12 protein-coding genes are annotated in these 12,912 nt (G+C 71.9%); 7 read left to right on the top strand and 5 right to left on the bottom strand.

What is annotated here, in order from left to right:
• Window positions 1-2: 2 nt before the first annotated feature.
• The gene (locus tag AB0J08_RS19770; RefSeq protein WP_360635393.1) at window positions 3-1,025 is read right to left on the bottom strand and encodes a chitinase; all 1,023 of its coding nucleotides are present in this window, start codon (window positions 1,023-1,025) and stop codon (window positions 3-5) included.
• 366 nt (window positions 1,026-1,391) lie between these two features.
• Here AB0J08_RS19770 and AB0J08_RS19765 point away from each other — a divergent pair, with 366 nt between their 5' ends.
• A complete protein-coding gene (locus tag AB0J08_RS19765; RefSeq protein ID WP_360635501.1) occupies window positions 1,392-2,777 on the top strand; it encodes an APC family permease in 1,386 nt (461 codons plus the stop codon).
• A gap of 59 nt (window positions 2,778-2,836) precedes the next feature.
• Here AB0J08_RS19765 and AB0J08_RS19760 read toward each other — a convergent pair whose 3' ends face one another.
• Both AB0J08_RS19760 and AB0J08_RS19755 read right to left on the bottom strand, forming a co-directional pair.
• On the bottom strand, window positions 2,837-3,010 hold the full coding sequence (locus tag AB0J08_RS19760) for a hypothetical protein (RefSeq protein WP_360635390.1): 174 nt from the start codon (window positions 3,008-3,010) through the stop codon (window positions 2,837-2,839).
• Between the two features lie 46 nt (window positions 3,011-3,056).
• Window positions 3,057-3,239 carry a hypothetical protein gene (locus tag AB0J08_RS19755; protein WP_360635387.1) on the bottom strand — a complete coding sequence of 61 codons (183 nt, stop codon included), beginning with the start codon at window positions 3,237-3,239 and terminating at the stop codon, window positions 3,057-3,059.
• A 656-nt stretch (window positions 3,240-3,895) separates the two neighbouring features.
• Here AB0J08_RS19755 and AB0J08_RS19750 point away from each other — a divergent pair.
• Together AB0J08_RS19750 and AB0J08_RS19745 are read left to right on the top strand one after the other, a co-directional pair.
• Entirely contained in the window at window positions 3,896-4,741 is an 846-nt protein-coding gene (locus AB0J08_RS19750; protein ID WP_360635384.1) for a helix-turn-helix transcriptional regulator, read from the top strand.
• Entirely contained in the window at window positions 4,738-4,956 is a 219-nt protein-coding gene (locus AB0J08_RS19745; protein ID WP_360635381.1) for a DUF397 domain-containing protein, read from the top strand. The genes AB0J08_RS19750 and AB0J08_RS19745 overlap by 4 nt, the downstream gene beginning before the upstream one ends.
• Before the next feature lie 68 nt (window positions 4,957-5,024).
• On the opposite strand, the gene AB0J08_RS19740 is transcribed toward AB0J08_RS19745, so the two are convergent.
• The gene (locus AB0J08_RS19740) at window positions 5,025-5,834 is read right to left on the bottom strand and encodes an arylamine N-acetyltransferase (RefSeq protein WP_360635378.1); all 810 of its coding nucleotides are present in this window, start codon (window positions 5,832-5,834) and stop codon (window positions 5,025-5,027) included.
• Window positions 5,835-6,152: 318 nt separating this feature from the next.
• Between AB0J08_RS19740 and AB0J08_RS19735 the strand changes: the two genes are divergently transcribed.
• From AB0J08_RS19735 to AB0J08_RS19725, 3 genes are read left to right on the top strand one after another with little or no spacing between them, the layout of a single operon-like run.
• Window positions 6,153-6,626, top strand: coding sequence for a GNAT family N-acetyltransferase (locus AB0J08_RS19735; RefSeq protein WP_360635375.1), 474 nt, complete (start codon window positions 6,153-6,155; stop codon window positions 6,624-6,626).
• Window positions 6,627-6,642: 16 nt separating this feature from the next.
• Entirely contained in the window at window positions 6,643-7,461 is an 819-nt protein-coding gene (locus AB0J08_RS19730) for an IS982 family transposase (RefSeq protein WP_360635372.1), read from the top strand.
• Window positions 7,462-7,514: 53 nt separating this feature from the next.
• Entirely contained in the window at window positions 7,515-7,877 is a 363-nt protein-coding gene (locus tag AB0J08_RS19725) for a hypothetical protein (RefSeq protein WP_360635369.1), read from the top strand.
• A gap of 34 nt (window positions 7,878-7,911) precedes the next feature.
• Here the strand turns inward: AB0J08_RS19725 and AB0J08_RS19720 are convergent, their stop codons facing one another.
• The gene (locus AB0J08_RS19720; protein WP_360635367.1) at window positions 7,912-11,004 is read right to left on the bottom strand and encodes a tetratricopeptide repeat protein; all 3,093 of its coding nucleotides are present in this window, start codon (window positions 11,002-11,004) and stop codon (window positions 7,912-7,914) included.
• Window positions 11,005-11,494: 490 nt separating this feature from the next.
• Between AB0J08_RS19720 and AB0J08_RS19715 the strand changes: the two genes are divergently transcribed.
• Window positions 11,495-12,901 (top strand): lamin tail domain-containing protein, encoded by a 1,407-nt coding sequence (locus AB0J08_RS19715; RefSeq protein ID WP_360635364.1) that lies wholly within the window; start codon window positions 11,495-11,497, stop codon window positions 12,899-12,901.
• Window positions 12,902-12,912 lie beyond the last annotated feature (11 nt).

Below are 12,912 nucleotides of genomic sequence, written 5' to 3'. Positions count from 1 at the left end.
CCTCAACCCTGGTACTGGACGACGATCTTGGTGAACTCGTACGGGGACTGCGCGACGCCGCTGCAGGCGTCGGCGTCCGTGCCGGAGCCGCAGGCACGGTCGCGGTTGACCGACCAGAAGGCGTACCGGGCCAGGTGGTGCTGCCGCGCGTAGCCGAGGATGGTCCGGAAGTCGGCGGTGGTGACGGTCTCGCCCGCCTCGTCGGTCTTCCCGTTCATCGAGGAGACGCCGATGTGCCGGTAGGCGGCGTCGTCGGTGTAGCCGTAGGCGCTCTTGACCGCCGCCTTCAGGCCCTCCAGTGCGCTGACCGAAGCCTGGCCCATGGTGCCGCTGTGGCCGCCGAAGTCGAACGGCATGATCACCCAGCCGTCGTTGGCGAGGCCGGCCGCCGCACCGCGCTTGATCAGGTCCTTGCCGGTGGCGTCCGGGCCGCTCGGGGTGGTGCCCATGGTCACGTAGGTGACGATGCCCGGGTTCTTCGTCTTGACGATCTTCAGGGCGTCGACGACGCGCTGACGGACCGTCGCGTTGGAGAACTCGGTGTCCTCGATGTCGATGTCCAGCGCCTTGAGCCGGTAGGCGTCGATCACCTTCTGGTAGGCGCCGGCCAGCGCGCTCGCGCTGGAACACTTCTCGCCCAGCTTGTTGCCGCTCCAGCCACCGACGGAGACCACGACGTCGCCGCCGGCCGCCCGGATCGACTTGATCGCGGCCTCGTCGGAGCCGCCGGTGAGCGCCCGGCTGCCGTCCCACTTCGGGTTGCAGCCGCCGTCGGAGAGGACGAACGCCAGGGTGAACCACTTCACCCCGGCCGCCTTCATCACGTCGGTGGGCTTCTGCGGGCTGCCCCAGCCCAGGTACTCGTACGGTGCGGCGGCCATCGCGGGCACGGCCGCGATCGCGCCGGGCGCGGGGGCGGTCGGGGCGGCCGACGCAGTGGCCGCCGGGGCCAGCAGCAGGGCGGCCGACCCGAGAGCGGTGGCCAGCAACGGGGCGGCGCAGCGGACTCCAATGGATTTGTGCATGCCAACTCACTTTCGTCAACCCGCCACACGGGGGCGACGGGCCAGGGGGAGGACGGGCGAGGGGGGAGGGCGGACGGACCGGGGGGAGGGCGGGCGAGCACTCGCAACGGGCGACGGCGGTCATGGCGGGCGCCACCAGAATCGGGGCACCGGGCCGCCGGGTCAATGACTTTCGTTAGGAAAGTTTCCCAACGGTCGCCGCCGCAACCCCTCTCCCACCCTGACATCTTGACGAAATAAGTAAATCTCCCTAACTTGAGCCGCCCCGGCAACCCGACCGGCACTCCACTCCCCCACCGTCCGGAGGCCCCGGTGTCCCCTGGTCTGACCCGAAGAATCGGCCTGTTCCAGGCCACCGCCCTCAACATGAGCCAGATGTGCGGCATCGGACCCTTCGTCACGATCCCGCTGATGGTCGCCGCCTTCGGCGGCCCGCAGGCGGTGATCGGCTGGATAGCCGGCGCCGTCCTCGCCCTCGCCGACGGCCTGGTCTGGGCCGAGCTCGGCGCCGCACTGCCGGGGGCCGGCGGCACCTATGTCTACCTGCGGGAGGCCTTCCAGTACCGGACCGGGCGGCTGATGCCGTTCCTCTTCGTCTGGACGGCCATGCTCTTCATCCCACTGATCATGTCCACCGGCGTGGTCGGCTTCGTCCAGTACCTCGGTTACCTCTGGCCCGGGATGACGAGCGGTCAGGGCGACCTGGTCGGGCTCGCGTTCTGCGCGCTGGTGGTGGTCCTGCTCTGGCGACGGGTCGAGAACATCGCCCGGCTCACCACCGTGATGTGGGGCGTGATGATCCTCTCGGTGCTCGCCGTGATCGTCGCCTGCTACACCCACTTCAGCCCGGGCCGCGCCTTCGACTGGCCCGCGCACGCCGTCGAGCTCACCCACGGCCAGTTCTGGATCGGATTCGCGGCCGGCCTCACCATCGGCATCTACGACTACCTCGGCTACAACACCGCCGCCTACCTCGGCGCCGAGGTCCGGCAACCCGGCCGCGTCCTGCCGCGCGCCATCGTGCTCTCCATCGTCGGCATCATGACCATCTATCTGCTGTTGCAGATCGGCGTGCTGGGCGCGATGGACTGGCACGCGATGCTCGACCCGGACTCGGTGGCCTCCAAGTCGGTCGCCTCGGCGGTCCTGGAGAGCACCTGGGGCAAGGGCGCCGCCCAGGTCGTCACCGTGCTCATCCTCATCACCGCCTTCGCCTCCGTCCTCGCCGGCCTGCTCGGCGGCTCCCGGGTGCCGTACGACGCGGCGCGCGACGGCGTCTTCTTCCGCGCGTTCGGCCGGCTGCACCCCAAGCACGGCTTCCCCGTCCTCGGGCTGGCAGCCATGGGTGTGCTGACCGCGGCGGGCTTCCTGCTCGGCCGCCACCTCGGCGCGAGCACCGCCCACCCCCCGCTGACCCTGCTGATCAACCTGCTCACCACCGTGATGGTGATCGTCCAGGCGCTCGCCCAGATCGCAGCGGTCACCGTGCTGCGCCGCCGGCAGCCGGGGCTCGTCCGGCCGTACCGGATGTGGCTCTACCCGGCGCCCGGGATCGTCGCCGCCGTCGGCTGGCTGGTCATCTACGGCTACGCGGACCGCAACGCGCCCGGCTTCCACCCCATCGAGTGGTCACTCGCCTGGGTCGCTGCGGGCTGCGGCGCCTTCCTCCTCTGGGCACGGGCCGAACGGACCTGGCCGTTCGGCCCGCGCGAAGTCCGGGAGGAGTACCTGACGGCGGACGCGGCGGCCTGATCCGCCTGATGGCAACGCCGGTGCGGCCTCGGAGCTCCGACTCCGAGGCCGCAGGCGTGTCAGGGGGCTTCGCGGTCGAGCTCCTCGTGGATGCGCAGCCTGATACGGCGGGCCGCATCAGGGAGGAGGTGCGCCGACGCCGCGTCGAGGCGGCGACGCTCGGCACGGAGCAGGCGGGCGACAGGTGCGCGCGAGCAGTGCAGGAACCACCAGGAGGAGAGGTGACGGATCATCGGTCACCCCGAGCGGTCCAGCGGATCCGCGAGCGGTGGACACTCCTCATGCGGCGCACTCCTCGGAGCTGGTCACGGAGGTCGACTCCACGGTGACCTCAGGGCCGTACTCGGCCCAGACGATCTTTCCGACGCCCTGGCGCGGGCAGCAACCCCAGCGGCTCGAAAGGGACTTGACGAGGATCAGCCCCCGGCCGGACTCGTCCTCGCTGGAGCCCGCGCGAAGCACCGGCCCCGCTCCGCACGTGCGTCGTGCACCTCGATCCGAAGACGCTCACGGTCGACGGAGAGCACCAACTGCACCCGGTTACCGACGGGCGTGCCATGGAGGACGGCGTTGGTGACCAGCTCCGAAACGAGCAACAGCCCGACATCGGCGAAGCGTTGGCCACCGGGAGTGCCGGCGAGGAGCCTTTCGAGGAGCCGGCGCGCCTCGGCGGGAGAACGCCGGCTGCGCAAGAGCCAGCAGTTGGCCGAACCGGCGGAGAGGGGAGGCTGGTCAAGGGTTTCGGGCATGGCGTAGCCACCTTCCGACTGTGGGGCATCAAACCACGGAAACGGCAGGCACGAGGCAAGGGGAATGCCTGGCGACGAGCCGTCATGGTCACTCACGTGAACTGCGAGGCGAAGGGACGCGAAACGCATTGAGGGCGTGAACCATCAGCGGAGACAGTGCTGCCACCAGCCATCCATGTCACCGTGCGTCAGCTATCCGCTACGCCCAGCATGCTGCACAGCGCAGTGGAGCTGCAAGTCATGTCGGGCAAATATGAAAACTTTCACCCCCGAAGCCAAGGTGCCGCCTCTAGGCTCGTAGCAGCGGTGGCGAAGCACCGCCGAGGGCATGCACACTGGTCCACGGACAGGTCAGGAGGGGTTACGTACATGGCAGTTGCAGTGCCAGCCGTGCGCTACCGGCGCATCGCGGCCGAGCTCAGGAGACTTCGCGAGCTCAAGAACCTGTCGGCCGAAGAGGTGGTCGCCCAGGTCGAGGGCGTCAACCTGGTGAAGCTCAGCAGATATGAGAACGCCCGCGTCCAGCTGAAGCCCGACGTCGTCCGCGCGCTCCTCGACTTCTACGAGTGCGACGAGGAGTTGAAGGAAGTCCTCGTCGAGATCCTCCGGGACAAGCGCCGACCCGGCTGGATGGCCGGATACGAGCAGCTGAACCCTCTCTACACCGACCTGATCCGGCTCGAAGAGACCGCAGTTGGCAACAAGTCATACGAGTCGGCCTATATCCCTGGATTGCTTCAGACTCGGCAGTACGCGCACGCCATCATCTCCAGCGGCGTCCTGACGAAGCCCGGCGTAGAAGAACGCGTCGAGGTTCGGATCAACCGCCAGTCCGTCCTGACCAGGTCCGAGAATCCGCTGAAGCTCTGGGCGGTCATCCACGAATCGGCGCTGACAATGGCCGCAGCGCCCGGCGTAATGGTCGACCAGCTGGACAAGCTGCTGCAGTTCAGCAGACTCCCGAACGTCACCATCCAGGTCATGCCGGCGATGGCGCCGCCCCACCCTGGAATGACCGGACCGTTCGCCCTCCTGGAGTTCCGGCAACGGGATCTCGATCTCGTCCTGCTCAGCGGAATGCTCAGCAGCGACTGGGTTGAAGACCCAGATCACGTGGACATCTACCGCGCGGCCTTCAACGAGATCATGGCGACCGCTCTGGATCTCGACCAGTCGTTCAACCTCATCACAGAGAAGAGAGACACGCTCAAGTGACCCACTTCCCCGTCGCCTCCGCCCTCCCCGTGAAGTGGAAGAAGGCACTCGCCAGCAACCCGAACGACAACTGCGTCGAGTGCGGCGTCCTGGGCAACGCCGTCATGGTCCGCGACAGCAAGGACGCCCACGGCCCCGCGCTCGCCTTCGGCGCCGACGCCTGGCAGGCCTTCGTCGCCGGAGTCCGCTCCGGGAACTTCCCCGCCGACAGCTGACCCGGCCCCCGAACGCCTGCAGCCCCGCGCCGCACGGGCGCGGGGCTGCAGGCGTTCACCTGCTGGGCTCAGAAGGCCGCGCCGACACCGGCCGGTGGGGTGATCCCGAACTCGGACTCCAGCAACTCGCCGAGTTCGTCCGCGCGTTCGACCTCCCGGACCGAGGTCGTGCCTTCGGCATCGGTACGGGTGAAGGTCTTCCCATCGAGCCGCAGGTGACCGGCGGTCAGGGTGCGCTGGATGTAGAACCGCCGGAAGGGCGATCGGGGGTAGGTCGCCACGGCCCAGTTGGCGATCCCGATGTCGGGGGTGGGGGCGGGGTCCAGAGTGAAGGAGGTCTGGTCGTCCCAGTTGTCGCCCGCCTTCACCTGGAGCACCCAGACCGGAGCGGGACCGTCCGCGTCCTCGACGGCGAGGCGGTGGGTGCGCCCGGCGCCCTCCCGGACCTGGTCGGGGATCATCGGTATCGGCTCCAACAGGCCGCCGAGGGAGCCGAACCCGACGTCGACAAGGTGACGGCCCTGGTCGCCGGGTGCCTGAACGGCCAGCACCATGTGCGTCCGCGGCCGGATCTCCCCGGGCCGTGCGCCGGCGCGGACGCGGCCGGTGAGCCGGACGACCTCGAACCCCAACTGGTCCAGTACGGCGGCGAACAGGGTGTTGTGCTCGAAGCAGTAACCGCCGCGCGAGCTCCCGACGAGCTTGGCCTGGAGATCCGCGAGGTCCAACGACGGCACCGAGCCGGTGACCACGTCGAGGTTCTCGAACGGGATACCCAGCACGTGCGCGTGGTGCAGGGAGCGAAGGGTCTCGATGGTGGGCGCGGGCTCGCCCTCCCATCCGATGCGGGCGAAGTACTTCTCAAGATCAACGGTCATCCCACCACGGTACGGACCGTACAGCCGTGCCGGCCTCCTCCCCTGGTCCCGATCGTGGTGGGTCTCACGGCTTAGGGCGCCGCGGCGGACCGGTAGGTCGAACCGTCCGGTGACACCCGTTCGATCAGGCCCGGCCTGAGCCATGGTCACCCGTAGGACGTCATGCCACCGGCGCCGCCCACCAGGTGCCGGCCACGGTCCGCACCGACCGGCTGTGACCGGCACCTTCGCGGCGGGCACTAGATGATCAATTCCAAGGGGTCGCTGAACGGCCATAGGCAGTTTCGTTCCGGGGGATCGGCCTGCGAGAGTGTGGCCATGAGTGACGTAGTTATCCGTCAGGCCGACTCTGATGACGCGCCCGCGCTGGCAGCCATGCGCTGGCGGTTCAAGGTGGAGGACGGCGGAGATGAGGTCCCGCAGGAAGAAGAGGAGTTCACCGCCGAGTGCACGCAGTGGCTGCGTTCCCGGATGGCCGGGCCGTGGCGTGTCTGGGTCGCGGAAGTGGGCGGCCGGCCCTGTGGGCACGTCTTCGTGTGTCTCGTGGAGAAGGTCCCGAGTCCCTACCCGGGCTCCGACGCCCTCGGCTACGTGACCAACTTCTACGTCGTCCCCGAACAGCGCAATCGCGGTCTGGGCAGGGCCCTGCTTGACGAGGCGACCGGCTATGCGCGCGCTCACGGCCTGGATACGTTGATCGTGTGGCCCTCCGAGCGCAGTGCGCCGTTGTACCGGCGCTGCGGATTCGACGGACCGGAGGAGCTTCTCGAACAGCCCGTGGCGCCCAGCTGAGCGAAGACGTCCGGCCGTGGGTATCGCTCCGCGGCTCAGCGACGCCGAGCTGGTAACGCTGGCGATGATGCAGGCGATGCTCGGCTTCACCTCCGAGGCCCGCTGGCTGCGTCATGCCGGCGCCCACCTGCGCCACCTCTTTCCGTACCTGCCCCAGCAGCCCGGCTACAACAAGCGTCTGCGCAAGGCAGCCGAGCTGATCCGCCGGATCACCCGGGTACTGGCCCGCGACACCACTCTGTGGAGCGACGACGTGTGGGTGGTGGACTCCACGCCCGTCGAATGCGGACGCTCCCGAGAGACCGTCAAACGCTCCGACCTCGCCGGATGGGCCCAGTACGGGTACTGCGCCAGCCACTCGCGCTACTTCTGGGGACTGCGGCTGCACCTGGTCTGCACCATTCACGGCCTGCCGATCGCGTTCGCGCTCACCGGGGCCAAGGCAGACGAGCGCGAGACCCTGCTCGACCTGCTCGCCGTTGACCCCCGTCTCACCGCCGAACACCCACGACAGACACTGATCGGAGACAAGAACTACTTCGGCCGAGAGTTCGAACAGCGGCTCGCCGACTTGGACATCCGCCTCCTGCGACCGACCCGCAAGAGCGAGCCACAGCGAGCCGGATCACAGCTGTTCAAACCACTGCGACAGGTCATCGAGTCGGTCAACGAAACCTTCAAGGGCCAGCTCGACCTCGAACGGCACCGAGGCCGCACCCCCAACGGTGTTGCCGTCCGAGTCCTGCAACGCATCCTCGCGCTCACCACGGCGATCTGGCACAACGACCGCACTGGCCAGCCGACCATGCGAGCACTCACCGCCTATGACCACTGAACCCCTGGAATTGATCATCTAGTCTGGCCACTCGATCGAGGAGGTGGCCCGGCATGGTCTCGGACGGGGACTGGTACGTGCTGGTCGAGGAGGACCGGAACCACGGGAGCAACTCCGACTTCAGCCCCGACGTGCACCGGTGGCAACTGTCCAAGGAACGGCAGGTCGCCGACCGGGACGCCGCGGGAGCCCTGGCGGAGGAACTGGCCGGGACCTACCTGCCGCAGTCGCCCTTCCGCATCAAGGCGGGACGCGGCCGACGGATCTACCGCCTGCCGGACGGCACCCTGCTGGTCCGGATCCGCGACGGGTCCACCCGCATCCACTTCCGGGTGACGGTGGCCGAGTTGGTGGCGGAGGTGGCGGAGGTGACGGAGGTGACGCCCCCGCCGAAGCGCAGGTTCTTCGGCCGCTGAGGCCCCCCACGCGGGCTCGCCGCGGGCTTCCCCGTTACACCCCCAGGGCCTCCCTGCCGAACAGTCCGGCCCGGCGGACCAGGACCACCAGGGCGAGGTACGCCACCAGGCTCGCCAGGCTCGGGACGGGCCCGGTGAGGAACAGTTCGCCGCGCGTCAGCGAGAGCGCGTGCAGCAGCAGGACCGGCACCGTCAGGAGCCGCCAGAGAACCTGCAGCGCCAGCTGGGCCGGCGTCGCGACGTCCGCGCCGGAGGCGCTGCGGAAGGAGAGCGCGGCCACCAGGGCCAGCGCCGCGCTCGCCCCGGTGACGGCGGCCGCCGTGGTGGCCCAGGGCCCGCCGGGGGCGAAGGCCGCCCAGGCGGCGACCGCCAGCAGGACGGCCAGCTGGGCGTAGGCGGTGGACGCGCGCCGGAAGTGCGAACCCTTCTCATGCGCCGCGCCGTCGCGCACCGCACCGCCCCCGCGGGGCCGCGACGCGCGGGCGGCGGCGCCCGGCGGAAGGGCGCCGGGCGGCACCGTCGCCTCCACCACCGTGACCGTCGGCGCCGCCGGCTGCTCCGGCCGGGCCGGGTGGACGGCCGCCCGGTGAACCGGCTCCCGGATCCGACGCACCGCCGCCCGGGAGCGCCGGAACGCGGCACCGGCCTCCGTGGACCGGCCCGCCACGGTGAGCGCGGAGCCGAGCAGGGCCAGCGCCCACACCTCGGCGGGCACATCGTCCTCGGCCACGGCCAGCGCCACCGCCTCGTGCAACGGGTCGACCGCCTCCAGCGGCCGCCCGGCGTCGTGCAGCGACCTGCCCAGACCGCTCAGCGCGGCCGACAGAACGGCCGGCCGACCGGCCTCCCGGGCCTGGGCGACCGCTTCGGTGGCCCGGTCCACGGCCTCGCCGTGGCGTTTCAGCCTTCCGAGGGAGGAGGCCAGCGCGGTCAGCGAGCGGGCCCGGCCGGCCTGGTCCCCGACGCGGGCGCGGAAGTCGGCGACCGCTCGGCGGACGGCGGCGGCCTGCTCGTGCTGTCCGAGGTCGGCCAGCGCGTCACCCGCCTCCTCCAACACGAGGTGGCCGGCGAGTTCGTCGCCCAGGTCGAGCAGGCCCTCCGCCGCCTCGGCCATGAACGTCAGGCCCAGGTCGCCGCTCGCCCGGCCGGCCAGACCGAGCGCGACGAGGTGGCGCCGCTGGTCCCCGGCCTCGCGGAGGGCGTGGAACGCGAGCGCGAACAGCGCGGCGGCGGGCAGCGCCCGGCCCATCAGGTCGAGGCCGACCAGGCCGAGCTGCACGTTGGCGACGCCGGTGCGCAGTTGGTCACCGGCGGCCTCGGCCACCCGGACGGCCCGGCTCAGGTCCTTCGCGGCGGCCTTCGCCCGCCCCTTCTCGGCGAACGCGATCCCCGCGTGCAGGCTCCCCCGGTACTCGACCTCCGCGTCTCCGGTCATCCGGGCGGCGATCGCGGCCGCGCGACGCCCCTCCCGCGCCGCCTCCTCCGAGCGGCCGACCGCCCGCCAGGCCTCCGCCAGTGCGGCCAGCGCCGCCGCCGCGGCCTCCCAGTGCCGGATCCGCCGCGCTCCCTCCGCCGCCCGGCGCAGCAGCGCCAGGGCCTGCTCGTGGTGCCCGTCCAGGCAGTGCAGCCGGCCGAGCCGTACCAGGGACGTCAACTCCGCGCCGGGGTCGCCGCGTTCGCCGGCCAGGGCCTGGGTGAGGGCGGCGGCATCGGCAAGCTCGTCGCGGTGCAGCCCGTGCTCCAGGTAGGGGTCGAGCGCCTCTGCGAGGCCCACCGCCACGTCGGGCCCGCCGGTGGACGCCGCCCGGCGCAGCAGCCCCGCCGAGGTGGGGTGCTCCGCGTCGAGCCAGGCGAGCGCGGCGACCCGGTCGGCGAAGGCCCGCGGGTCGGTTCCGGGGCTGCGCCGTAGGGGGGCCAGGTGGAGGCAGGCGGCCCGGACCCGCTCGGTGTGGGCGCGGACCAGCCGCTCCAGGGCCTCCCGTGCCTCGTCGACCGCGCCGTTGGGCGTCGCCGTGCGGGCCGGAACGGCCAGCGGCAGGTCGTCGTCGGCGTGCAGCGTGGACCGCCACCGGTCGGGGGCGTCGCCGCGCGCGACCAGCCCGACCGCCAGCAGCTCGGCGAGGTCGGCCGCGACCGTCCCGGCGGAGGGTCCGGCGAGGTCCCGGGCGGTGTCGGTGGAGAAGTCCGGCCCGGGGAGGACGCGCGTCAGCCGAAGCAGCCGGGTCGGTTCGCGGCCCAGGGCGCCCAGGGCGAGCAGGTGGACGGCCGCCAGGGTCCGCACGGGGCCGTCGAGCCGGTCCAGGCCCGCCCGGAGCCGGTCGAGTTCGCGGGAGGTCTCGACCGCCGTGGCACCGGTCCGGACCATGGTGGCCGCGGTCACGAGCAGCGCGGCCGGCAGTCCGTCGCAGGCCTTCGCGAGGCGCCGCAGTTCGAGTCCGTGCGCGGCGTCGGCCGGCACGCGGGCGCCGCGGGCGGCCAGCTCGGCCCGCAGCAGGTCGGCGGCGGCGGCGGTGGGCAGCGGCGCCAGCCCGTGGACCGTGCCCGGGACGTCCCGGGGCGTGCGTCGCGCCGTCACCAGTACGCCGGCCGTGCCGGGGGCGGGCAGCAGCGCGGTCAGGTCGTCGTCGGTGGCCGGGTCGTCCAGGAGCAGCAGCACGCGGCGCCCCTGGGCGGCGTAGGCCTCCAGGGTCCGGTGCAGCAGCCCGGCCCGGTCGGCCGGCTCGGGCGGGATGTGTTCGGGCGGCAGTCCTGCGGCGCGCAGGGCGAGGCCGAGGGCGCGTTCGGGTCGCCGGCGGCGGATGTGGTCGGAGCCGTGGAGCTCGATCGTGAGCAGGCCGCCCGGGAAGTGCCCGGCGGCCTGGAGGGCGTGGCCGGTCCGACGCGCCAGCGTGCTCTTGCCGACACCCGGCGGCCCGGTGACGACCACGCACGGGCCCCCGTCGGCGGTGAGCGCGGTGCTCAGCGCGGCGAGTTCCTCGTCCCGGCCGGTGAGTTCGGCGGGCGGGGGGCCGGAGAGGGGTGCGAGCACCCACGGGAGCCGGACCGCGTACGGCCTCTCCCCCGTCCACCCGTGGCAGAGCACGCCATCGCGTTCCTGGTCGGCCCACGACCAGTCCACCGCTTCCATCCAGCCCCTCGAAAAGTCCGTGCCGCCGACGGGGCGGCCCGATCGGGACCGCCTCGGCCACGGCCCCGCCCGACCCGCTCCCTCGACCGCTCCCGCCCCTGTCCCGGCTCCGGCACCGGCTCCGGAGTCGGCTCCCGCTCCGGCTCCGCCCCGGGCGGTGGCAGCCCCGGATCCGTTTGCGCGGAACCCATGACGCTACCTCACATCCGTTTCGCTGTAAGGACTTTGTACGTTCACCGGACGCACCGCGAGCACTCGCCCGCCACGGCGGAGAACACCGGCCCCGGGTGCCCCGGGGCCTCCGCGCCGACGCACGGCCCGACGCGTGCGGGCGAAGCGGTTCACCGGGCCGGCCAGGGGAACAACAGGCGTACCGACGTCCCCCGGTTCGCCCGGTGTTCATGCGGTGCTCGCCCGGCCGGGGGCGCCAGTTGGGGCGATGCCATGATGATGGCGACGGCCTGTCAGGACGACCCCGGGGACGCACATAGTGACCGAATCACGCGCACCGCGCTGGCGCCGAAGCCTCGCGTTCATCCTTGTCGCCGTCGCCGGCCCGGTGGGGGCGCTGAGCGCCACTCCCGCCCGGGCCGCCGCGGCCGCCGACATCCGGATCAACGAGGTGGTGACCACCGGGGACGTCGACGACTCGATCGAGCTCTACAACCGGGGCACCGCGACGGTGGACCTCTCGGGCTGGATCCTCAAGGACAACGACAACGGCTCGAAGTACGCGATCGCCGCCGGGACGACGCTGGCCCCCGGCGGGTTCCGGGCCTTCGACGTCCACGCCGCGTTCGGCCTGGGCTCCGCCGACAAGGCACGGCTGTACCTGCCGAACGGGAGCACGCTGGTCGACAGCTTCGGCTGGAGCGAGCACTCGGCCCCGTCGTGGTCGCGCTGCCCGGACGGCTCCGGCTCGTTCGGCAAGGCCGCGCTCACCCTCGGTGCCGCGAACGCCTGCGGCGGCGGCGCCGCGACACCGGTGGCCTGGCCCGGCAGCGGAACCGTGGCGACCGCCGACGCCGCCGACGCCCTCGGTTCGGACCTCAGCGGCCTCTACCAGGAGGGCGGCGTGCTGTGGGGCGCGCAGAACTCCGGCAAGCTGTGGCGGCTCGTGCCGAACGGGTCCGGCGGGTGGAAGCCGGACACCGCGAACGGCTGGACCTCCGGCAAGACACTGCGCTTCCCGGGCGGCTCCGGCACTCCCGACAGCGAGGGCGTCACGCTGACCGGCGCCGGCGCCTCGGGCGGCGTGTTCGTTTCGAGCGAGCGCAACGGCGATTCCTCCGGCACCAGCAGGCTCTCCGTCCTGCGGTACGACGTGGCCGGCACGGGCACCGCGCTGACCGCCACCAAGGAGTGGAACCTGACCTCCGCCCTCCCGTCGGTGGGCTCCAACCTCGGGCTGGAGGGCATCACCTGGATCCCGGACGGCTACCTGACCGGCGCCGGGTTCACGGACGCGTCGACCGGCGCGGCCTACTCCCCGGCCGGGTACGGCGCGCACTCGGGCGGGGTGTTCTTCGTCGGCGTCGAGGGCGGCACGGTCTACGGCTTCGTACTCCAGGACGGCGGGGCGTTCACCCGGGTGGCCACCATCGCCAGCGGGATGGCCGGTGTCATGGAGCTGCAGTGGGAGCCGCAGTCCTCGCGGCTGTGGGTCGTCTGCGACAACACCTGCAACGGCCAGCACCGGACGATGCAGGTCGGCGCGAACGGTGCCTTCACCACCACCGCGGTGTTCAACCGCCCGAGCGGCATGGCGAACCTGAACAACGAGGGCTTCGCCCTGGCCGGCGCCGCGGAGTGCACCGCCGGTTCCAAGCCCGTCTACTGGGCCGACGACGGCAACACCGGTGGCCACGCCCTGCGCAGGGGCACCGTCAGCTGCTGAGGCACCGCCGT

Source organism: Kitasatospora sp. NPDC050463 (assembly GCF_040655255.1).
Lineage (GTDB): Bacteria > Actinomycetota > Actinomycetes > Streptomycetales > Streptomycetaceae > Kitasatospora.
The sequence above is the reverse complement of the archived record's forward strand: the minus strand, read 5'-3'. Positions and strand labels throughout refer to the sequence as shown.

Excerpts from the sequence above, each read along its gene's own strand:
- AB0J08_RS19765 (WP_360635501.1), top strand. The coding sequence starts at position 1,392 with ATGAGCCAGATGTGCGGCATCGGACCCTTCGTCACGATCCCGCTGATG.
- AB0J08_RS19770 (WP_360635393.1), bottom strand. The coding sequence starts at position 1,025 with ATGCACAAATCCATTGGAGTCCGCTGCGCCGCCCCGTTGCTGGCCACC.
- AB0J08_RS19735 (WP_360635375.1), top strand. The coding sequence starts at position 6,153 with ATGAGTGACGTAGTTATCCGTCAGGCCGACTCTGATGACGCGCCCGCG.
- AB0J08_RS19750 (WP_360635384.1), top strand. The coding sequence starts at position 3,896 with ATGGCAGTTGCAGTGCCAGCCGTGCGCTACCGGCGCATCGCGGCCGAG.
- AB0J08_RS19725 (WP_360635369.1), top strand. The coding sequence starts at position 7,515 with ATGGTCTCGGACGGGGACTGGTACGTGCTGGTCGAGGAGGACCGGAAC.
- AB0J08_RS19720 (WP_360635367.1), bottom strand. The coding sequence starts at position 11,004 with ATGGAAGCGGTGGACTGGTCGTGGGCCGACCAGGAACGCGATGGCGTG.
- AB0J08_RS19740 (WP_360635378.1), bottom strand. The coding sequence starts at position 5,834 with ATGACCGTTGATCTTGAGAAGTACTTCGCCCGCATCGGATGGGAGGGC.
- AB0J08_RS19760 (WP_360635390.1), bottom strand. The coding sequence starts at position 3,010 with ATGATCCGTCACCTCTCCTCCTGGTGGTTCCTGCACTGCTCGCGCGCA.